The sequence below is a fragment of the Mycolicibacterium neoaurum ATCC 25795 genome (assembly GCF_000691525.1).
Taxonomy (GTDB): domain Bacteria; phylum Actinomycetota; class Actinomycetes; order Mycobacteriales; family Mycobacteriaceae; genus Mycobacterium; species Mycobacterium neoaurum.
Genome location: NZ_JMDW01000010.1, coordinates 218,966 through 238,868 on the forward strand (window position 1 = coordinate 218,966; position 19,903 = coordinate 238,868).

Genomic DNA, 19,903 nt, shown 5'->3' on the forward strand with positions numbered 1-19,903 from the left:
GTCTATATAGACGAAATGCAATACTGTCGGATGTGGATGTCTTCGAGGCGGTTGCCGAACCCAGCCGTCGGGTACTGCTGGACGCGTTACGCGACGGTGAGCGCTCGGCGGGCGAGCTGGTCGCCAGCCTGCCCGAGCTGACCCAGCCGACGGTGTCGCGCCATCTGCGGGTGCTGCGCGAGGTCGGCCTTGTCGAGGTGCGCTCGGACGCGCAGCGCAGGATCTACGCATTGCGCGCCGACGGCCTGGTCGCGATGGACGAGTGGCTGAACCGTTACCGGCAGTTCTGGACCGGCCACCTGGACGCCCTCGAGCGTCATCTCGACAACCCGGAGCAATCATGAGCGACACCGCAGGCGAGCTCATCGTCGACGGGGACCGCGCCACGCTGCGTTTCGATCGCTGGCTCGCGCATCCGCCGGCCACGGTCTGGGCGGCGCTCACCGAACCCGCGCAGCGCGCCCGGTGGATGGGCCCCACCGTCATCGAACCGCGCGTCGGCGGACACATCGACATGGTTCCGACCGATCCCCCGACCCCCGAAGCCGCCAAGCGGATGACCGGACGGATCACCGTCTGGGATCCACCGCACGTGCTCGAACACGAATGGAACCAGCGGATCGCCGAGCCGGGATATGTGCGCTACGAACTGCACCCCGAGAACGCAGGCACGCGTTTGGTGCTCACCCACCGCGGCCTCGGCGTGCGTAACGCCGGCGGCTTCCGCCCGGGCACCCACGCGTTCCTGGACCGACTCGCCGCACTACTGGACGGAGCACCGCTCCCACCCTGGCGCAACCGCTATCGCCAACTGGCACAAACGATGTACTACGGAGGAGATAACCATGATGTCTGATATCCCGCCCACCGTCGCGGTGGCCTGTCACTCCGGTTTCGGCCACACCGCCACGTTGGCGGGTGCGGTCGCCGACGGCGCCCGCGAGGCGGGTGCGCATGTCGACATGGTCGACCTCGGCGAGCTGACCGATAATGTGTGGGCCACCCTCGATACCGCCGACGCCATCATCTTCGGCGCACCCACCTACATGGGCAACATCTCGGCAGGCTTCCAGGCATTCGCCGAGCAGACCGGTCGACGCTGCGTGGACGGGGCCTGGCGGGACAAGATCGCCGCCGGGTTCACCAACTCCGGCGCCAAGAGCGGTGACAAGCTCACCGCGTTGATCTCGCTGTCCGTCTTCGCCGCCCAGCACCACATGCATTGGGTCAACCTGGGTTTGGGCCCGGGATGGAACAGTTCTGCGGGCAGCGAGCACGACCTCAACCGGCTGGGATTCTGGCTGGGCGCCGGCGCGCAGACCGATGTCGACGCCGATCGCCGGGATGTGCATCCCGCCGATCTGGCCACCTTCACCCACCTCGGCTCACGCGTCGCGCGGGTGACCGCGCAACTCAGCGCGGGCCGCGCCGTTACGTCAGCGGCCTGAGATCCTGCAACAACGTCGGAATCAGCTCGCTGACCGTGGGATGGATGTGCATGGTGCGCGATATCGCGGTGTAGGGCAGTTTCGCGGTCATCACATCCAGGATCGCGTGCACCACCTCGTCACCACCGACGCCGAGGATCGACGCACCGAGGATCTGGCGGGTCTCGGCGTCCACCACCACCTTCATGAAGCCCTGCGTCTCACCCTTCTCCACCGCGCGGCCGACCCTGGTCATCGGGCGCGTGCCCACCAACGCCTTTCGACCCGTGCGCAGCACCTCCTCGGCGGTCATCCCGGCCCGGCCCAGCGGTGGGTCGATGTAGAGCGCGTAGGTCGATACCCGGTCACTGACCCGCCGCGGGTCATCGTCGAGCAGATTGGCCGCGACGATCTCGAAATCGTTGTAGGAGGTGTGGGTGAATGCACCCCTGCCGTTGCAATCCCCCATTGCCCAGATGTGCTCGACGGAGGTACGCAGCTGATCGTCGACCTCGATGTAGCCGCGGTGGTCGGTGCGCACGCCGGCCCTGTCCAAACCCAGGTCGTCGGTGTTGGGCGTCCGCCCCACCGCGATCAACGCGTGGCTACCCTCGATCGGTTCGGCGCCGGCCCGCGGTGTCACCTCGAACCCGTTGTCACGCTTGGTGAAACGAATGTCATCGGCATCGGTGTGCACGACGATCCCTTCGGCCTCCAGGATGCCGCGGATGGCGGCGGACACATCCTCGTCCTCACGCGAGGTCAGTCGCGGCCCGCGTTCGACGACGGTGACCGCCGCACCGAATCGGCGGTACATCTGCGCGAATTCCAGCGCGATATAGCTACCACCGATCACCACCAGATGCTCGGGAACGCTATCGAGTTCCAGCACAGACACATTCGTCAGATAGTCGATATCGGACAGACCAGGAAGGTCGGGCACCACCGCCCGCCCGCCCACATTGAGGAAGATCCGGTCCGCGCTGATGAGTCGCCCGTCGACGTCAATGGTGTGCGGGTCGACGAAACGGGCGTGCCCGCGCAGCAATGTCGCGCCGTCCATCCCCTCGATCCAGGATTCCAGCCCGCGCCGGTCGGACTCGACGATACCGTCCTTGCGCGCCTTCACCTTGGCCATGTCGACGCTGACCGAGCCGGTGTCGATGCCGAAATCCGCTGCGCGGCGGGCGATATGGGCAGCATGCGCACTGGCCACCAACGTCTTGGTGGGAATGCAGCCAGAGTTCACGCAGGTGCCGCCGACGAGCTTGCGCTCGATGACCGCGACGCGTTGGCCGGCGTCGGTGAGCCGCCCGGCCAGTGGCGGACCGGCTTGCCCCGCGCCGACGATGATGGCGTCGAAAGCCGTTTCCTGCGGCATCAGATGAGCGATGCGAGGTAGACCACCGCGAATCCGCCTGCCACGGCGATCACGTCTTCGACGAGGGCCACCGGGAGATCCCTGCCGCCGTTGCGCTCGACCAATACCTTGCGGGCCCGGTAACCGCCCATGGTGCCCAGCACCGCGCCGATGACGCCTGCGCCGATACCGGAGATGACGTTGCCCGCGGAGGCGTCACCGATGACCCCGCTGACCAGTACCGCACCGGCGAAGGCACCGGTGAACAGGCGCGCGGCGAACTGCATCGTGACCGTGCGCGGCGGTGTTGCGGGCAGCTGATCGGTGACCAGTTCGACCACCAGCAGGATGGTCAGCACCGTGACCGTGATCGGGTGAGTCAGCCACTGCGCCCAGGTGCCGTCGAGCTCGATCCAGCCGAGCAGACCACCCCAGGCCACCACGGCAGGCGGCGTGAGTGCGCGCAGACCGGCCACCACGCCGATCAACAACGCGAGCAGCAGAACCAGGACCACCGTCATGAGCACCTCCGCGCCGGACCAGCTGATCTCCGGACGCTAACACGCAGGACGCTGGTGAGCCGGATGATCCGGCAGCCGATCAGAACCGGCAGAAGCGGATATCGGAAGCCAGGATCGCCTTGGCGCCGATCGCGGCGAGCTCGTCCATGATGGTGTTCACCGTGCGGCGCGGCACCAGCGCCCGCACCGCCACCCAGTCGGGGTCGGCCAACGGAGCGATGGTGGGCGATTCCAGGCCAGGGGTGACCGCGGTCGCCCGGTCCAGAACCGTACGCGGGCAGTCATAGTCGAGCATGAGGTACTGCTGGCCAAAGACCACACCCTGCACCCGGGCCGCCAACTGATCGCGTGCGGGGTCGGGATCGGAGTTCGACCGTTCGATCAGGATGGCCTCCGAATCGCACAGCGACTCACCGAAGGCGACCAGATTGTGCAACCGCAGCGTGCGTCCGGAGCCGACGATATCGGCGATCACATCGGCCACGCCGAGCTGGATGGAGATCTCGACCGCACCATCGAGCCGGATCACCGTCGCCTCGATTCCCTTGGCGGCCAGATCGCGACGGACCAGATTCGGATAGGCGGTGGCGATCCGCTTGCCCGCCAGGTCGCCCACCTGCCAGTCCTGACCCTCCGGGCCCGCGTAGCGGAACGTCGACGAGCCGAAGCCCAATGCGAGCCGTTCCCTGACCGGCGCATCGGCGTCGGCGGCCAGATCCCGACCGGTGATACCGAGATCCAGCTCCCCCGAGCCCACGTAGATCGCGATGTCCTTGGGCCGCAGGAAGAAGAACTCGACGTTGTTCGCCGGATCGACGACGGTCAGGTCCTTGGGGTCGGTGCGGCGGCGGTAGCCGGCCTCCGAGAGGATCTCCGACGCCGATTCGCTGAGAGCGCCCTTGTTGGGCACCGCGACACGCAACATGGTCACAGGTTCCGGTAGACGTCATCGAGCTTCAGACCGCGCGCCAGCATCAGCACCTGGGTCCAGTACAGCAGCTGGCTGATCTCCTCGGCCAGCGCCGCGTCGCTCTCGTGCTCGGCCGCCAGCCACACTTCGCCGGCTTCTTCGAGGATCTTCTTGCCAAGGCCGTGGACGCCGGAATCCAGTGCCGCAACCGTCCCGCTCCCGGCGGGCCGGGTCTGGGCTTTCTCACTGAGCTCGGCGAACAGGGCGTCGAAGGTCTTCACGGACAGCGATTGTTTCATGCGCCGAACACAAGACCCAATGGGATTCCGTCGCGGCGGCGCCGGACGCCTCGCGGATCAGCGCCGAACGCTCACTTGCCCACCGCTTCGTCGGTACTCAACAGTTCGGCATGCATGTCCTCCAGGGAGACCCCCTTGGTCTCACGCACCCACTTGGACACGAACACGAAGGAAAGCACCGCGCACAACGCGTAGAAGCCGTAGGCCAGCCCCAGGTGGTTGCGAAGCTCCGGGAATGTCACGGTGATCGCCCAGTTGGCGGCCCATTGACCGGCCGCGGCAAGGCCTAGAGCAGCGGCCCGGATGCGGTTGGGGAACATCTCACCGAGCAACACCCAGACCACCGGCCCCCAGGACATGCCGAACGCGACCACGAAGAGGTTGGCCGCGACGAGCGCGATCACGCCGGAGGCGCCGGGCAGGCTGGGGGTGCCGTCGGGGTTGACCGTCGCGTTGGCGAAGATGACCGCCATGGTCGCCAGGGTCACCGCCATCCCTGCCGACCCGATGAGCAGCAGCGGCTTGCGGCCGATCTTGTCGATCAGAGCAATGGCGATCAGGGTCGTCAGCACATTGATCACCGAGGTGATCACGGTGTAGACCGCCGACTCGTCGGCGCTGAATCCGACTGCCTGCCACAGCACATTGGAGTAGTAGAAGATCACGTTGATGCCGACGAACTGCTGGAAGATCGACAGGCCCAGACCGACCCAGACGATGCCGTAGACCCCGCCGGTGGGTTTGCGCATATCTCGCCACGACGGTTTGTCCTCCCGCTCCAGGGTGTCCTGGATGCGGGTGATGGTGATCTCCAGGTTCTTCTGGCCGAGCAACATGCTCAAGACCCGGCGCGCTTCCGGAATCTTGTGGCTGGCAACGAGATAGCGCGGCGATTCCGGGATGGTGAAGGCCAACGCACCGTAGAGCACGGCAGGCACGGCCATCGCGAGGAACATCCAGCGCCACGCGTCCAGGCCGAGCCACAGCACCTCGTTGGGTCCGCCGGCGGCCCACTGCAGCAGCCAGTTGACGACGAACGAGGCGAAGATGCCCAACACGATGGCCAGCTGCTGCAGCGAACCCAACCGGCCCCGGATCTGCGGCGGTGAGGTCTCTGCGATATAGGCCGGTGCGATCACCGAGGCCACACCGACCCCGATGCCACCGACGATGCGGAACAGCACCACCGTCCACACGTCGTGAGCCAGGCCGGTACCGAACGCGCTGATCAAGAAGAGCGCCGCGGCGATCTTCATGACCGCGATACGGCCGATCCGATCGGCGATGCGACCGGCCGTCATCGCGCCCACCGCGGCGCCGAGTAGCGCCGAGGCGACGGCGAATCCCAGTTCGGCGTTCCCGATCCCGAAATCTTCCTGGATCGAGCTCACCGCGCCGTTGATCACCGCGCTGTCGTAGCCGAACAACAGGCCACCGAGGGCGGCCACCGTGGCGATCCGCACCGCCGTGCGGCCGGAATTGAAACTCGCGTCGTCGTCGAACAACGAGGCGTCGTCGCCCCCGACCGGACCGTGCGTCATCGAATCGTCCTTCCCCGGCACCGTGATGCGTGTCGCTTCACGATGGCACAGACGTGGCCGCGCCGGGCCGTTAATACGCGGTGTTTCGCCGCGCGGCGGTAAGCGGCCGGACGCCGGTCAGGGTGATCTCGAACGAGATCCGATTAGCGTTGCCGCATCGGGGGTACTGCGGGCCGAATCCAGCTCGATTCGAATCCGCTCGCAGGGAGACCCATGTTTGGCAAACTGTCGCTCATCGCGCTCGCCGCACTGGTGTGTGTCCCGCTGAGTCCGGCCAGGGCCGAGCCCGACGATATCGACGCGCGGGTACGGCTGGCGACCACCGAAGCCGCCTCCTCCGGCGCCGATCTTGAGCTCGCGGTGCTCGACCGGGGCACCGGCCGACTCGTCAGCAACGGCAATAGCGCGTTTCCCATCGCGTCGGTGGTGAAATTGTTCATCGCCGATGACGCGCTTTTCGGCGAGGCAACAGGATCGTCGACACTGTCCGAGTCCGACCACGCCGCGCTGGACGCGATGTTGCGGTCGTCCGAAGATGGTGCAGCCCAGATGTTCTGGGACCGCGGTGGCCGTAACGCCGTGATCGCCCGGGTCAAACAGCGATACGGGCTGGCGGCGACCACCGCCCCTGCCAACGGGCGCTGGGACGTCACCCAGAGCACGGCCGCCGATCTGGTGCAGTACTACGACATGCTGCTCAACGGTTCCGGTGGGCTGCCGCCCGAACAGACCGAGATCATCGTCGGCAACCTGGCCGGTTTCACCCCGGCGGGAGCCGATGGCTACCCACAGCGGTTCGGGCTGCCCGACGGGTTGGCGGGCACACCGCTGGCGGTCAAGCAGGGGTGGTTCTGCTGCTGGAACGGGGGCAACCAGCTCCACGTCTCCACCGGCATCGTCGGCGCCGACCGCCGCTATGTGATGGCGATCAGCTCGCTGGATCCCAACGGAGCAGCCAGCGCCAGGGACACCATGACGCGCGCCGTGCGCACCGTGTTCCCGTCGGGGACGCCGTGATCAGGCGCTCCGCTCGTCGCTGAGCTCGCCCAGTTCGGTGTGGATCGCTCGCAGAGACTCCACATCGAGGTCCGACAGCGAATCGGCCTGCCGCCGCCGCGGCCCACCGGGCACGGTGACCTCGTTCGGTACGACCAACACCGCGCAGCCGGCCGCCTCGGCCGCGGCAGCCCCGGTGACAGAGTCCTCGACGGCCAGGCATGCGGCCGGATCGAGGCCCAGCAGTGTGGCGGCGCGCAGATAGGGATCCGGCGCGGGCTTACCGCTGGGCACCTCATCACCACATACGGTCACCGCGAAATAGCCCCGTCCGATGCTGTCGAGAGCCTTCTCGGTGAGCACGCGACGGGTGTTGGTCACCAACGCCATCGTGACGTCGGCGGCCGCGAGCGCGTCGAGCAGCTCCCGGGCCCCGGCGCACCACGGCAGACCGTCGGCGAAGAGCTCACCGACGTAATCGTGCATCCAGTCCGCGGTGCGCGCCATGTCCTCGGGATCCAGTGGCAATCCCAGGTCGGCGTAGACGATCGCCAGGACGTTCTCGCTCGACCCGCCGATCGTGCTGGTGCGCACCTCGGCGGTGAGTTCACGACCGTGCTTGCGGTACAGGTCCTGAATCGCGATGTCCCAGAGCTTTTCGGAGTCGACGAGCGTTCCGTCCATATCCCACAACACCGCACGCATGAACCCAGTGTCTCATCGACGCCGATGCGGCCCGAATTGTCGGAGCCCGTGGCTACGGTGTCGGTATGACGATTCTCGTGACGGGCGCAACCGGCAATATCGGCAGGCAGGTGGTCGCCGAGTTGATCGCGCTGGGCGTCAACGATATCCGGGCGCTGACGGTGAATCCGACGAAGGCCGCACTGCCCGATTCGGTGACCGCGGTCACCGGGTACCTGGGAAAGCCTGATTCGTTACCCGCCGCCTTGAACGGTGTCGAGCGGGTCTATCTGGCACCGCATCCCCCGACACTGGCGGCGACCCTGGAGCACCTCACGAATGCGGGGGTGCGCTACGTGGTGGCACTCACCGGCGGCGCGCACTGGCAGCAGCATGCCGATGCCGTCACCGCCTCCGGTCTCGGCCAGACCCAACTTGGTCCCGGCGAGTTCAGCGACAACTTCACCATGTGGGCACCCCAGATCAGGACCGGGGTGGTGCACGACATCGCGCCCGACGCGGTGCAATCTCCGGTGTCCATGCGCGATATCGCCCGGGTGGCCGCTCATCTGCTCGCCGATCCGCAGGACTCCCATCTGGGCAAGATGTACGAACTGACCGGACCACGTGCGCTCACCCGTGCCGAGATCGCCCGTGAGATCGGCATCGGGGTCGGCATCGACGTCGAGATGCGGCGCTGCAGTCGTGCCGAGGCAGACGCCTTGCTGCGCCCCCTCATGGGCGATGGTGTGGACTGGTACCTCGACCTCTTCGACCGTGCGGCCGACCCGCAGGGAGCCGAGGAGCAATTCGCTCGCGACCAGATCGTCACCGGCCAGCCGGCCAACGACCACGTCGAGCGGCTCACCGGCATTCCCGCGGAGTCGATGGCCCAGTGGGCCGCCCGCAACCGCGAGGTGTTCGTCTGATCTCGGCCGACTGCGGAGGTCAGTCCTGCGGGTTTCAGTCCTCCGGGTTGTAGCCCAGGTTCGGCGCCAGCCAGCGCTCCGCCTCGGCCAGCGTCCACCCCTTGCGCTTGGCGTAGTCGGCCACCTGGTCCTGTGCCAGCCGGCCGACCACGAAGTACTGCGACTGCGGGTGCGAGAAGTACCACCCGCTGACCGCCGCACCCGGCCACATAGCCATCGACTCGGTCAGCTCGATACCGGTCCGCTTCGTCACGTCCAGCAGCTCGAACAGCGTCGTCTTCTCGGTGTGCTCGGGGCACGCCGGATAGCCCGGAGCCGGGCGGATACCGACATACTTCTCCCCGATCAGCTCTTGGTTGTCGAGCTGCTCGTCGGGCTGGTAACCCCAGAACTCCTGGCGCACCCGCTGGTGCATGCGTTCGGCGAACGCCTCGGCCAGCCGGTCGGCCAGCGACTCCAGCAAGATCGCGCTGTAGTCGTCGTGATCGGCCTTGAACTCGGTGATCTTGTCCGCGCTGCCCAGGCCCGCCGTCACGGCGAAGGCGCCGACGTGGTCGGCCAGGCCGGTCTGCTTGGGCGCGATGAAATCGCCCAGGGACCGGTTCGGGATGCCGTCGCGGTGCTCGCCCTGCTGGCGCAGGTTGTGCAGCGTGGTGAGCACCTCGCTGCGGGTCTCATCGGTATAGACCTCGACATCGTCACCGACGGCGTTGGCGGGAAAGAACCCGATGACACCGTTGGCGGTCAGCCACTTCTCCTTGATCAACGTGTCGAGCATCTGCTGTGCATCGTCGTATAGCTTGCGGGCGGCCTCGCCCGATGCCGGGTTGTTGAGGATGTCCGGGAATCGGCCCTTCATCTCCCAGGCGTTGAAGAACGGCTGCCAGTCGATGTACTCCCGCAGCTCGGCCAGGTCGTAGTCGAGAAATTCGCGAACACCGAGGCCCTGGGCAGGCACCGGCGGCGTGTAGCCCTCCCACTCGATCGGAGTGCGGTTGGCCCGCGCCTTCTCCAGGGTCAACGTGGGCCGTTCGTTCTTCTGGGCGTGCCGCTCCCGCAGCGAGGCGTAGTCGGCCGCGGTCGCCTCCAGCAGCGCCGGACGCTGCTTGTCGTCGAGTAGTGCGGCGGCCACCGGCACCGAGCGGGAGGCGTCCTTGACCCACACCACCGGACCTTTGCGGCGTGGCGCCACCTTGACGGCGGTGTGCGCGCGCGAGGTCGTCGCACCACCGATCAGCAGCGGGATCTCCAGGCCCTCGCGCTCCATCTCCACGGCGAAGTTGACCATCTCGTCCAACGACGGGGTGATCAGACCGCTCAACCCGATGATGTCCGCGTCGTGTTCCTTTGCGGCGTCGAGAATCTTCTGGGCGGGCACCATCACGCCCAGGTCGATCACCTCGAAGTTGTTGCACTGCAATACAACTCCGACGATGTTCTTGCCGATATCGTGCACATCGCCCTTGACGGTCGCCATGATGATGGTGCCGTTGGTGTCCTTGCTGGAGGAGGTGCCGTTGGCCTCCTTCTCGGCCTCGATGAACGGCAATAGGTACGCCACGGCCTTCTTCATGACGCGTGCGGACTTCACCACCTGAGGCAGGAACATCTTGCCCGACCCGAACAGGTCGCCGACGACGTTCATGCCATCCATCAGCGGTCCCTCGATCACCTCGATCGGACGCCCGCCGGCAGCCTCGATCTCGGCGCGCAGCTCCTCGGTGTCGGCGTCGACGTGCGCGTCGATACCCTTCACCAGCGCGTGCGTGATGCGCTCGCGGACCGGCAGTGACCGCCACTCGGCCGCAGCGGGATCCTCGGATTTCTCGGTCTTGTTGAACCGCTCGGCGATCTCGAGCAGTCGTTCGGCGGCATCCTCGCGCCGGTTGAGGACGACGTCTTCGATCCGGTCCCGTAGTTCGGGGTCGATCGAGTCGTAGGGCACCAGCGCCCCGGCGTTGACGATGCCCATGTCCAGGCCGGCCTTGATGGCGTGGAACAGGAACACCGCGTGGATCGCCTCGCGCACCGGATTGTTACCGCGGAACGAGAACGACACGTTGGAGATGCCCCCGGAGATGTGCACACCGGGCAGGTTCTCCTTGATCCAGGCGCAGGCCTCGATGAAGTCGATCCCGTAGGTGGCGTGCTCCTCGATGCCGGTGGCCAGCGCAAAGCAGTTCGGGTCGAAGATGATGTCCTCGGCGGGGAAGCCGACCTCCTCGGTGAGCACCCGGTAGGCGCGTCCGCAGATCTCCTTGCGGCGCTCGAGATTGTCGGCCTGGCCCTGCTCATCGAAGGCCATCACGACCACGGCGGCGCCGTATTTGCGGCACAGCCGCGCCTCCCGGATGAACTTCTCCTCGCCCTCCTTCAGCGAGATCGAGTTCACGATCGGCTTGCCCTGCACGTTCTTCAGGCCCGCCTCGATGACCTCCCACTTCGAGGAATCGATCATCACCGGGACCTTGCTGATATCGGGCTCGGCCGCGATCAGCTTGGTGAACCGGTCCATCGCGGCGACGCCGTCGATCATGCCCTCGTCCATGTTGATGTCGATGACCTGGGCACCGACCTCGACCTGCTGAAGGGCGACCGAGAGCGCGGTGTCGTAGTCCTCGGCCTTGATCAGGTTGCGGAATCGCGCCGACCCGGTGATGTTGGTGCGCTCGCCGATGTTGACGAACAGCGAATCATCGGTGATGTTGAGCGGCTCCAGGCCCGACAGCCGGGTGGCGACCTCGATCTTCGGCAGTTCACGCGGCGGCTTGCCGTCGACGGTCTTGGCGATCTCGGCGATATGCGGCGGCGCGGTACCGCAGCAGCCCCCGACCAGATTCACCAGTCCGGCGTCGGCGAATTCGGCGATATAGCCGGCCTGACGCTCCGGGGACTCGTCGTACTCACCGAAGGCGTTGGGCAGGCCGGCGTTGGGATAGCAGGACACGTAGGTGTCTGCGATACGCGCCATCTCGGCGATATAGGGCCGCATCTCGGGCGCGCCCAGCGCGCAGTTCAGACCGATCGCCAGCGGTTTGGCGTGCCGGATAGCGTTCCAGAATGCCTCGGTGACCTGACCGGAGAGGGTGCGTCCGGAGGCATCGGTGATGGTGCCGGAGATGATCACCGGCCAGCGGCGCCCACGCTGCTCGAACAGGGTCTCGATGGCGAACACCGCGGCCTTGGCATTCAACGAGTCGAAGATCGTCTCGACGATGAGCAGGTCGGAGCCGCCGTCGACCAGGCCGTTGACGGCTTCGAGGTACGCGGCGACCAACTGGTCGTAGGAGACATTGCGGGCACCGGGATCGTTGACGTCCGGTGAGATCGACGCGGTCCGGGTCGTCGGCCCGACGGCGCCGGCAACATAGCGCGGTTTCTCGGGCGTGCTGAACTCGTCTGCGGCCGCCCGCGCCAGCGCGGCGCCGGCGTAGTTGAGCTCGTAGGCCAGATCGGCCATGTCGTAATCGGCCAGCGAGACCGCGTTGGCGTTGAAGGTGTTGGTCTCGAGGATGTCCGCACCCGCCTCCAGGTACTCGCGGTGGATTCCCTCGATGATCTGCGGCTGGGTCAGGTTGAGTAGATCGTTGTTGCCCTGCAGCGCCGTCGGCCATTCGGTGAACCGGTCGCCGCGGTATCCGGCCTCGTCGGGGCGGTCACGCTGGATCGCCGTGCCCATCGCGCCGTCGATGACCAGGATCCGCTCATCGAGTGCGGCCGTCAGTTCGGCTGTGCAGTCGGGCCGGATGTTCGGTGTGAACTCGGTCGCTCCAGTGCCGGTCGCTCCGGTGCTGGTCGGCGTCGCCGAGGTGCCAGATGTCGCAGCGGTCACATGCACTCCTTCCATGACGGAAGGCGTCCTTGACTCTGCCGAGCGTGGCGGATACCGGAGCTATTTGCCCACTGGTAGCCGTTGCAACGCCTCTCGACGGAGAAAAGTCTACGTCGTCCCCCAACCGACGTCCGGACGCCCATGATGTCGCCGGCACCGACCCTGACCAGGGCCTTGTCGGCAACCACGCGGCAATCATGATCAACCCGATTGCCGCCGAACATATTTCGTCTCGACGGGCTCGCCGACGACGGTGTCGGCAACCATGAGAACAGGGTAATCGGGCCCGTCAACCGGGTTCGGCCACCGCCCGAGCGCACGCCGCCCGCCGACGCCCGTTCGCCACGCGGCCCGGCAGGACTCATGACCACCGGTCAGGGCTTACGCTGGCAGAGTGACACCGTCGGATGCGATTGGCCCCCGCCTGCCGAACCTGCAGAACACGGTCGTCGTCGCGGCCTTCGAGGGCTGGAACGACGCCGGTGATGCGGCCAGCGGTGCGCTCGAACACCTCGACTCCATCTGGGAGGCCGAGACCATCGTCGAGATCGACGACGAGACGTACTACGACTACCAGGTCAATCGTCCGGTGATCCGGCAGATCGACGGGGTGACCCGGGAGCTGGTCTGGCCCTCGATGCGCATCTCGCACTGCCGCCCGCCCGGTAGCGACCGCGATATCGTGCTCATGCACGGGGTCGAACCCAATATGCGGTGGCGCACATTCTGCGCAGAATTGCTGGCGATCGCCGACAAGCTGAACGTCGACACCGTGGTGATCCTGGGCGCGCTGCTGGCCGACACCCCGCACACCCGTCCGGTCCCGGTCTCCGGCGCCGCATACTCCGCCGACTCGGCCAAGTTCTTCGGGCTGGAAGAGACTCGCTACGAGGGGCCGACCGGGATCGCCGGGGTGTTCCAGGACGCCTGCGTGCAGGCCGGGATACCCGCGGTGACGTTCTGGGCGGCGGTGCCGCACTACGTGTCGCAGCCGCCGAACCCCAAGGCCACGGTGGCGCTGCTGCGTCGGGTGGAAGACGTGCTCGATATCGAGGTGCCGCTGGCCGACCTGCCGAGTGCGGCCGAGGAGTGGGAGCAAGCCGTCACCGAGATGACCGCCGAGGACGACGAGATCGCCGAGTACGTGCAGTCCCTTGAGGAACGCGGGGACGCCGAGGTCGATATGAACGACGCGCTGGGCAAGATCGACGGGGATGCGCTGGCCGCGGAGTTCGAGCGGTACCTGCGCCGGCGCGGCCGTTGATTCTCTCGGCCCAGTGGCCACCTATGACACGCGTTCTCGCCTTCCGCGTGCAATAACCGACCCTTCGGCAGGGTTCAGTCCTCCAAGGCCTCGGTGCGGGCGCTGAGTGACCGTCCGAGCGCGGCAACCTCGGCGTCGAGTTGCGGCAGCAGCTCCGGGGTGAACGTGCGGATATCGCTTTCGGCGGGTGCGGTGGAGACCACCGGGCGGACCCAGCGGAAGGCCCCGACCCAGTTCGGGCAATAGATGCGCTTCTTGCGTCCCTCGATGCCCTTCACGAACGCCGCACCGCACTCGGCGACCGTCGTCGTCTTCTTCAGCGGCCCCGGCATGCGCCTGAGCATCTCGCGGAACGTGGACAGGTCGGCCTTGGCGTCCTGGACCAGCGGGGTGTCGATCCAGCTCATGTGCGCACAACCGACATCAACCCCGCGGTGGGCGACCTCCAGGCGCAGGGTGTTGGCGAAGTATTCGGCACCGGCCTTGGAGGCGTGGTAAGCGGCCAGCCCGGGAGCGGAGGTGAACGCCGCCAGCGAGGACACCACCAGCACATAACCGCGGCGTTCGATGACGGCGGGCAGGGTGGCCCGGACCGTGTTGAACACGCCGACGATGTTGACGTCTATGACGCGGCGGAACGCCTCGGGATCGACCTGCAGCACCGAACCGAAGCTGGCGATCCCGGCGTTGGCGACCACGATGTCGATGCCGCCGAATCGGTCCACCGCGGCATCGGCCGCCCGCTGCATGGCGGGCAGGTCACGAACGTCGGCCAGGGCGGTCAGTACGTGCGCAGGCCCGCCGAGTTCCTCGGCCAGTTCCGCCAACGGCGCCTCGTCCAGATCGGTGAGCACCAGCCGGGCGCCCTTGCGACGCAGTCTGCGGGCCACTTCGGCACCCACACCGCGCGCTCCCCCGGTGATGAAGACGACCTTGCCGTGCAGTGAGCTCATGGCCGTCAACCTACTCGGCGGCTACAACCGCACACCCAGCAATGCATCGACCAGGTCCCTGACCAATCCCGGCGCCGTCGGGTCGCTGCCGCCGTAGGTCGACGCATCGGTACACCAACCATCGACGGCGGCAAGGGCTTTCGGGGTATTCAGATCATCGGCGAGGTAACCGCGGACGCGGCCGAGCAGATCGGTGGCATCGGGACCTGCCGGCAGCGCGGTGGCTGCCCGCCACTGCTGCAGCCGTGTCTGAGCCTGGGACAGGACGTCATCGCTCCAGAACCGGTCCTGCCGGTAATGACCGGCGAACAGGCCCAGCCGCACCGCGGAGGGATCCACCCCTTCGGCCCGCAACCGCGAGACCAGCACCAGGTTGCCGCGGCTCTTGCTCATCTTGTGGCCGTCCCAGCCGATCATCCCGGAGTGCACATAATGCCGGGCGAAGCGCCGTTCGCCGCTCACGGATTCGGCGTGTGCGGCCGAGTACTCGTGGTGCGGGAAGATCAGGTCCGACCCACCGCCCTGGATGTCGAGGCCGGTACCGATGCGGGTCAGCGCGATCGCGGCGCACTCCACATGCCAACCGGGCCTGCCCGCGCCGAACGGTGACGGCCAGCTGGGCTCGTCGGGACGTTCGGCACGCCACAGCAGCGCGTCGAGCGGATCGACCTTGCCTGCGCGGTCCGGGTCACCACCGCGCTCGGCGAACAGCCGGGACATGGTCTCGTGGTCATAGCCGGACTCGTAGCCGAACTGCCGGGTCGCATCGGCACGGAAGTACACATCGGGATACTGCGGATCGTCGACGACGTAGGCGGCCCCGGACGCCAGCATCTTCTCGACGAGTTCGACGACCTCGGCGATGGCATCGGTGGCCGCCACGTAATCGCGCGGCGGCAGCACCCGTAGGGCTGTCATGTCCTCGCGGAACAGCTGCGTCTCGCGATCACCGAGTTCGCGCCAGTCGATACCGTCGCGCTCGGCCCGCTCGAACAGCGGGTCGTCGACATCGGTGATGTTCTGGACGTAATGCACGTCGTGTCCGCCGTCCCGCCACACCCGGTTGACCAGGTCGAAGGTCAGATAGGTGGCGGCGTGCCCCAGGTGGGTGGCGTCATAGGGGGTGATCCCGCAGACGTACATCGTCGCCGTGGGACCGGGCGAAACCGGGCGCACCTGGCGGTCGGCGGTGTCGTAGAGCCGCAGCGCGACACCGGCGCCCGGCAACGTGGGAACGGTCGGCGCCGGCCAGGACTGCATGACGTCGACTCTAGGTTGTTGGCTCACCGGTGCCCTCCGTTGGATCTGCCTTTCGCCAGGAACCGACAAGTAGTAAGGCCGGTTCATTCCCCGAACCCATCCTCAGAAGGCCGAGCGGATGGTGTCGAGCAGCGGGCCTGCCAGCTCGGGGCGGCACATCAGCAGATCCGGCAGGTAGGGATCGCGCCGGTTGTAGACCAGCGGCGCCCCGCCCAACCGGGTGGCGTGCAGGCCGGCGGCCCAGAGAACCCCGGCAGGGGCGGCCGAATCCCACTCCCACTGGCCGCCGGCATGGATGTAGGCGTCGACATCGCCGCGCACCACGGCCATCGCCTTCGCGCCGGCCGAGCCGATCCGGACGACCTCGATGTCCATCTGTTCGCGCAACCACCACAGCACGGCCGGTGGTCGGTAGGTGCTGGCGGTGATCCGGATGGGCCCGTCGCGTCGCGGTGGCGGCGGGGTGACGGTGTCGGTGCGGTACACCTGGCGCAACGCGGGCAGGGCGACGGCGGCGTCGGTGATGGCGCCCTCCGGACTGCCGTTGCGTTGCCACAGTGCGATGTGCACAGCCCAGTCGGCGTGCCCGGCCATCGAATACTCGCGGGTGCCGTCGACAGGGTCGACGATCCACACCCGGTCGGCATGCACCCGCGACAGGTCGTCGACGGCCTCCTCGGAAAGCACGGCGTCACCCGGGCGCAGCTCGGCCAGGCGCTTCAAGATGAAGGTGTTGGCCCGGCGATCGCCGGCGTCACCGAGTTCGTAGGAGTCGTAGAAACCGACCTCCTCGCGGACGGCCAGCAGCAGCTCCCCGGCTTCGGCGGCCACCATCGCGGCCACCTCGGCGTCGGTATGCGCGGCGAGAGTCACCGGACAAGTATCGCGGTGGGGCCGAGGCGACGGCGGGTCGGGTACCCGCGGTCAGAAGGCAGGCCATGGGATCGGGCGGTGCCGATCCGGTGACGGCATCACCGGATCGTCAAGCAGTGCAGTGATTCTCGCATCGAGTGCGGCCACTTCGGCGGGGGTCAGGTATTCGCGCAGCTGTTCACCCAACCCGTCGTGCAACCGGACTCGCAACTGGTCGATGGCGCGCAACGCGTCGTCCTCGACGGGTTTGCCCGCCCACCCCCACAGCACCGTGCGCAACTTGTCCTCGGTGTGCAGGGTCACACCGTGGTCGACACCGCGGACCCGGCCGTCCACACCGGCGAGGATGTGCCCGCCCTTGCGGTCGGCGTTGTTGATCAGGACATCGAACACAGCCATCCGCCGCAGTCGGTCGTCGTCTGCGTGCACCAACAGGACGGCGTCACCGGACTGGTCATAGGCCTGCAGGATGGGCAGATAACCGGCGGGCACCTCGCCCGCAGGCACCAGATCGACCAGATCCAGACCATCGTCGCCGTCGCCCTCGGATGGGTCGTCGGTCAATCCGTCGCCGGGCTGGTCGACCCACACCTGCACCATGCCGATACCGGCAGGACCGCCACGAATGACGGTGTGCGGCACAATATCCCAACCGAGTGCCGCCGAGATCTGATAGGCCGCCCGCTCGCGGCCCGCCAGTGTGCCGTCCGGGAAGTCCCACAGCGGCGCCTCGCCGGCGACCGGCTTGTACACGCAATGCACGGTCCGCTCACCGAGGGTGGACTCGCACAGGAACGTCGCGTTGCTCGCCGAGCGGATACGCCCGAGAACGTTCAGTTCGCCGGTGCTCAGCAGTTCCGCGAGATCGGCATCAGAAGGGCGGTTCATCATCTGTCCCGCCGAAGGCACCGCGCCGATATCCGTTGGTGCGCACGCAGATGTGGCCTTCGGGATCGAGCGGTTCGTCACACAGCGGGCACGGTGGTCGACCGGCCGAGATGACCCGGTTGGACCGGGTCGCGAACTCCCGTGCCGATTCCGGGCTCAAGAAGACCCGGACCGCGTCGGGACCCTCCTCGGCATCGTCGAGCACCACCGAGGCGTCGAACTCGGTGTCGGAGACCGCGAGCAGTTCGACCACCACGGTCTGTGCCTCGGCATCCCAGCCCAGTCCCATCGTGCCCACCCGGAACTCCGCGTCCACGGGCATCTCGAGGGGTTGCAGGTCGTCGATCTCGCCGGTATCGGGCGGGATCGGGGTGCCGAACCGGCGATTGATCTCCACCAACAGCGCGGTGATCCGCTCGGCGAGCACGGCCACCTGCTGTTTCTCCAGCATCACCGACACGATGCGCTTGTCGTGGACGGCCTGCAGGTAGAACGTGCGGTTCCCGGGCTGCCCGACGGTCCCGGCCACGAAACGGTCGGGTGAGCGGAAGACGTGAATTGCGCGGGCCATGGCACCTTTCAAAATAGCCGGTAGCGGCCGGACTCAATCGGTGGAGCCACCGACGACCGCGTCACCGGCGGGGGCGGCGGCCGGCTTGGTGCTCAGCGCGGCGGTCAATCCGTCGCCCGTGTGGTTGACATGCAGCACGAAAGGCCGCATCTCGGTATAGCGGATGACGCTCATCGACGCGGGGTCGGCCGTGATGCGCTGGAAGCTGTCCAAGTGGGTGCCGAGCGCATCGGCGAGCACCGATTTGATGACATCGCCATGAGTGCAGGCGATCCACAACACATCGCCGCCATGCGTTTCCGACAGCTGCTGGTCGTGTTCGCGGATCGCCGCGACGGCGCGGGCCTGCACCTGCGCCAGACCTTCACCGTCGGGGAAGACGGCCGCGCTCGGTTGCGCCTGCACCACCTTCCACAGCGGCTCTTTGAACAGTTCGGCGATCTTGCGCCCGGTCCAGGCGCCGTAGTCCACCTCGGTGATCCGGTCCTCGACCACCGGCTCGATACCCAGAGCGGCGGCCAGCGGTGCCACGGTGTTCGCACACCGCAGCAGCGGTGAGCGCACGATCGCCTTGACCGGTAGTGATCCGATCCGGGCGACCACCGCCTCGGCCTGCTCGCGCCCGGTGTCGTCGAGGTCGACGCCCGCGGAACGGCCGGCCAGGGTATGCGCGGTGTTCGAGGTGGAGCGGCCGTGCCGCAGCAGGATGACGGTCACGGATGGGCCCTTCTGGTCGGCGGGGTCATTTCGCGGCGAGGACCCCGGTGCCCAGCAGGATCATCACCACGACGCCGAGGGTGATCCGGTACCCGACGAACCAGTACATACTGTGGTTGACCAGGAACTTCAGGAACCACGCGACGGCGGCATACCCGACAACGAAGGCGATGACGGTGCCGACCACGATCTGCGCGACGGTGGCGCTCATACCGGTATCCCCCGGCTCGAACACATGGCTCAGTTCGTAGAGCCCGGAGCCGAGTACCGCCGGGATGGCCAGCAGGAAACCGAAGCGCGCCGCGGCCTCGCGTTTCTGGCCCAGGAAGAGTCCCGTGCTGATCGTCACGCCCGAACGAGAGACGCCCGGGATCAACGCGAGCGCCTGAGCCGAACCGATGAGCAGACTGTCGCGCAGCGTGAACTGTTCGATGGGACGGGTCTGTTTCCCGAAATACTCCGCCGCGGCGATGACGAAGGAGAACACGATCAGCGCGGTGGCGATGACCCACAGATTGCGGACGTCATCGCGGATGAAATGTTGCAACGTGAAACCGAAGATCCCGATGGGGATGGTGCCGATGATCACCCACCAGCCCAGCCAGTAATCCGGCGTGCGCCGGTCGGGGTGCCGCAATCCGCCGAACCAGGCCGTCACGATGCGCCCGATATCGCGGGCGAAATAGAGCAGGACGGCCACCTCGGTACCGATCTGCACCACGGCGGTGAACGACGCGCCGGCGTCGGCGCCGAAGAACGCCTCGGACACGATCGCGAGGTGACCGGACGAGGACACCGGAAGGAACTCGGTCAGCCCCTGGACGACCGCAAGCACGACGACCTGCAACCAGGACATCTCAGGCATGGGCATCTCTCAT

The 19,903-nt window shown here is 67.0% G+C and carries 20 protein-coding genes; 6 read left to right on the top strand and 14 right to left on the bottom strand.

All coding sequences use genetic code 11. The features are described from left to right. Positions 1-32: 32 nt before the first annotated feature. From IC40_RS0114955 to IC40_RS0114965, 3 genes are read left to right on the top strand one after another with little or no spacing between them, the layout of a single operon-like run. Complete coding sequence (locus IC40_RS0114955; protein ID WP_030135516.1) at positions 33-344, top strand: ArsR/SmtB family transcription factor; 312 nt, start codon at positions 33-35, stop codon at positions 342-344. Further along, complete coding sequence (locus tag IC40_RS0114960; protein ID WP_030135517.1) at positions 341-856, top strand: SRPBCC family protein; 516 nt, start codon at positions 341-343, stop codon at positions 854-856. Before IC40_RS0114955 ends, IC40_RS0114960 begins: the two co-directional genes overlap by 4 nt. Beyond that, positions 849-1,448 (top strand): flavodoxin family protein, encoded by a 600-nt coding sequence (locus IC40_RS0114965; protein ID WP_030135518.1) that lies wholly within the window; start codon positions 849-851, stop codon positions 1,446-1,448. The genes IC40_RS0114960 and IC40_RS0114965 overlap by 8 nt, the downstream gene beginning before the upstream one ends. Here IC40_RS0114965 and IC40_RS0114970 read toward each other — a convergent pair. From IC40_RS0114970 to IC40_RS0114990, 5 genes are all read right to left on the bottom strand, one after another. Then, on the bottom strand, positions 1,432-2,808 hold the full coding sequence (locus IC40_RS0114970) for an FAD-containing oxidoreductase (RefSeq protein WP_030135519.1): 1,377 nt from the start codon (positions 2,806-2,808) through the stop codon (positions 1,432-1,434). The two genes, IC40_RS0114965 and IC40_RS0114970, sit on opposite strands and share 17 nt — an antisense overlap. After that, on the bottom strand, positions 2,808-3,308 hold the full coding sequence (locus IC40_RS0114975) for a DUF4126 family protein (RefSeq protein ID WP_030135520.1): 501 nt from the start codon (positions 3,306-3,308) through the stop codon (positions 2,808-2,810). The genes IC40_RS0114970 and IC40_RS0114975 overlap by 1 nt, the downstream gene beginning before the upstream one ends. Positions 3,309-3,387: 79 nt before the next feature. Continuing rightward, positions 3,388-4,233 carry an ATP phosphoribosyltransferase gene (hisG, locus tag IC40_RS0114980; protein WP_030135521.1) on the bottom strand — a complete coding sequence of 282 codons (846 nt, stop codon included), beginning with the start codon at positions 4,231-4,233 and terminating at the stop codon, positions 3,388-3,390. Positions 4,234-4,235: 2 nt separating this feature from the next. Then, a complete protein-coding gene (locus IC40_RS0114985) occupies positions 4,236-4,517 on the bottom strand; it encodes a phosphoribosyl-ATP diphosphatase (RefSeq protein ID WP_030135522.1) in 282 nt (93 codons plus the stop codon). Positions 4,518-4,588: 71 nt separating this feature from the next. After that, positions 4,589-6,058 carry a sugar porter family MFS transporter gene (locus IC40_RS0114990; protein WP_030135523.1) on the bottom strand — a complete coding sequence of 490 codons (1,470 nt, stop codon included), beginning with the start codon at positions 6,056-6,058 and terminating at the stop codon, positions 4,589-4,591. Positions 6,059-6,271: 213 nt separating this feature from the next. Here IC40_RS0114990 and IC40_RS0114995 point away from each other — a divergent pair, with 213 nt between their 5' ends. Further along, positions 6,272-7,075, top strand: a complete 804-nt coding sequence (locus IC40_RS0114995; protein ID WP_036460704.1) for a serine hydrolase — start codon at positions 6,272-6,274, stop codon at positions 7,073-7,075. Here the strand turns inward: IC40_RS0114995 and IC40_RS0115000 are convergent, their stop codons facing one another. Next, positions 7,076-7,759: an HAD family hydrolase gene (locus IC40_RS0115000; RefSeq protein ID WP_030135525.1), complete on the bottom strand. Its 684-nt coding sequence runs from the start codon at positions 7,757-7,759 to the stop codon at positions 7,076-7,078. A gap of 65 nt (positions 7,760-7,824) precedes the next feature. On the opposite strand from IC40_RS0115000, the gene IC40_RS0115005 reads away from it, so the two are divergent. Next, positions 7,825-8,667: an SDR family oxidoreductase gene (locus IC40_RS0115005; protein WP_030135526.1), complete on the top strand. Its 843-nt coding sequence runs from the start codon at positions 7,825-7,827 to the stop codon at positions 8,665-8,667. A 34-nt stretch (positions 8,668-8,701) separates the two neighbouring features. Here IC40_RS0115005 and metH read toward each other — a convergent pair whose 3' ends face one another. Beyond that, positions 8,702-12,514: a methionine synthase gene (gene metH, locus IC40_RS0115010; protein WP_081843448.1), complete on the bottom strand. Its 3,813-nt coding sequence runs from the start codon at positions 12,512-12,514 to the stop codon at positions 8,702-8,704. 379 nt (positions 12,515-12,893) lie between these two features. Here metH and IC40_RS0115015 point away from each other — a divergent pair, with 379 nt between their 5' ends. Then, positions 12,894-13,763, top strand: a complete 870-nt coding sequence (locus IC40_RS0115015) for a PAC2 family protein (RefSeq protein WP_030135528.1) — start codon at positions 12,894-12,896, stop codon at positions 13,761-13,763. Between the two features lie 74 nt (positions 13,764-13,837). On the opposite strand, the gene IC40_RS0115020 is transcribed toward IC40_RS0115015, so the two are convergent. The 7 genes from IC40_RS0115020 to IC40_RS0115050 all read right to left on the bottom strand — a co-directional run bounded on the left by IC40_RS0115020 (position 13,838) and on the right by IC40_RS0115050 (position 19,881). Continuing rightward, entirely contained in the window at positions 13,838-14,716 is an 879-nt protein-coding gene (locus IC40_RS0115020; RefSeq protein ID WP_030135529.1) for an SDR family oxidoreductase, read from the bottom strand. Between the two features lie 21 nt (positions 14,717-14,737). After that, on the bottom strand, positions 14,738-15,976 hold the full coding sequence (mshC, locus tag IC40_RS0115025) for a cysteine--1-D-myo-inosityl 2-amino-2-deoxy-alpha-D-glucopyranoside ligase (RefSeq protein ID WP_030135530.1): 1,239 nt from the start codon (positions 15,974-15,976) through the stop codon (positions 14,738-14,740). A gap of 102 nt (positions 15,977-16,078) precedes the next feature. Beyond that, on the bottom strand, positions 16,079-16,810 hold the full coding sequence (locus IC40_RS0115030) for a 3'(2'),5'-bisphosphate nucleotidase CysQ (RefSeq protein WP_036460882.1): 732 nt from the start codon (positions 16,808-16,810) through the stop codon (positions 16,079-16,081). Between the two features lie 90 nt (positions 16,811-16,900). After that, positions 16,901-17,737 (bottom strand): Rv2133c family protein, encoded by an 837-nt coding sequence (locus IC40_RS0115035; protein WP_030135532.1) that lies wholly within the window; start codon positions 17,735-17,737, stop codon positions 16,901-16,903. Continuing rightward, a complete protein-coding gene (locus tag IC40_RS0115040; RefSeq protein ID WP_030135533.1) occupies positions 17,721-18,308 on the bottom strand; it encodes an Rv2134c family protein in 588 nt (195 codons plus the stop codon). Before IC40_RS0115040 ends, IC40_RS0115035 begins: the two co-directional genes overlap by 17 nt. A gap of 33 nt (positions 18,309-18,341) precedes the next feature. Next, positions 18,342-19,025 (bottom strand): histidine phosphatase family protein, encoded by a 684-nt coding sequence (locus tag IC40_RS0115045; RefSeq protein ID WP_030135534.1) that lies wholly within the window; start codon positions 19,023-19,025, stop codon positions 18,342-18,344. Positions 19,026-19,050: 25 nt separating this feature from the next. Further along, positions 19,051-19,881: an undecaprenyl-diphosphate phosphatase gene (locus tag IC40_RS0115050; protein ID WP_030135535.1), complete on the bottom strand. Its 831-nt coding sequence runs from the start codon at positions 19,879-19,881 to the stop codon at positions 19,051-19,053. Between the last annotated feature and the right edge of the window lie 22 nt (positions 19,882-19,903).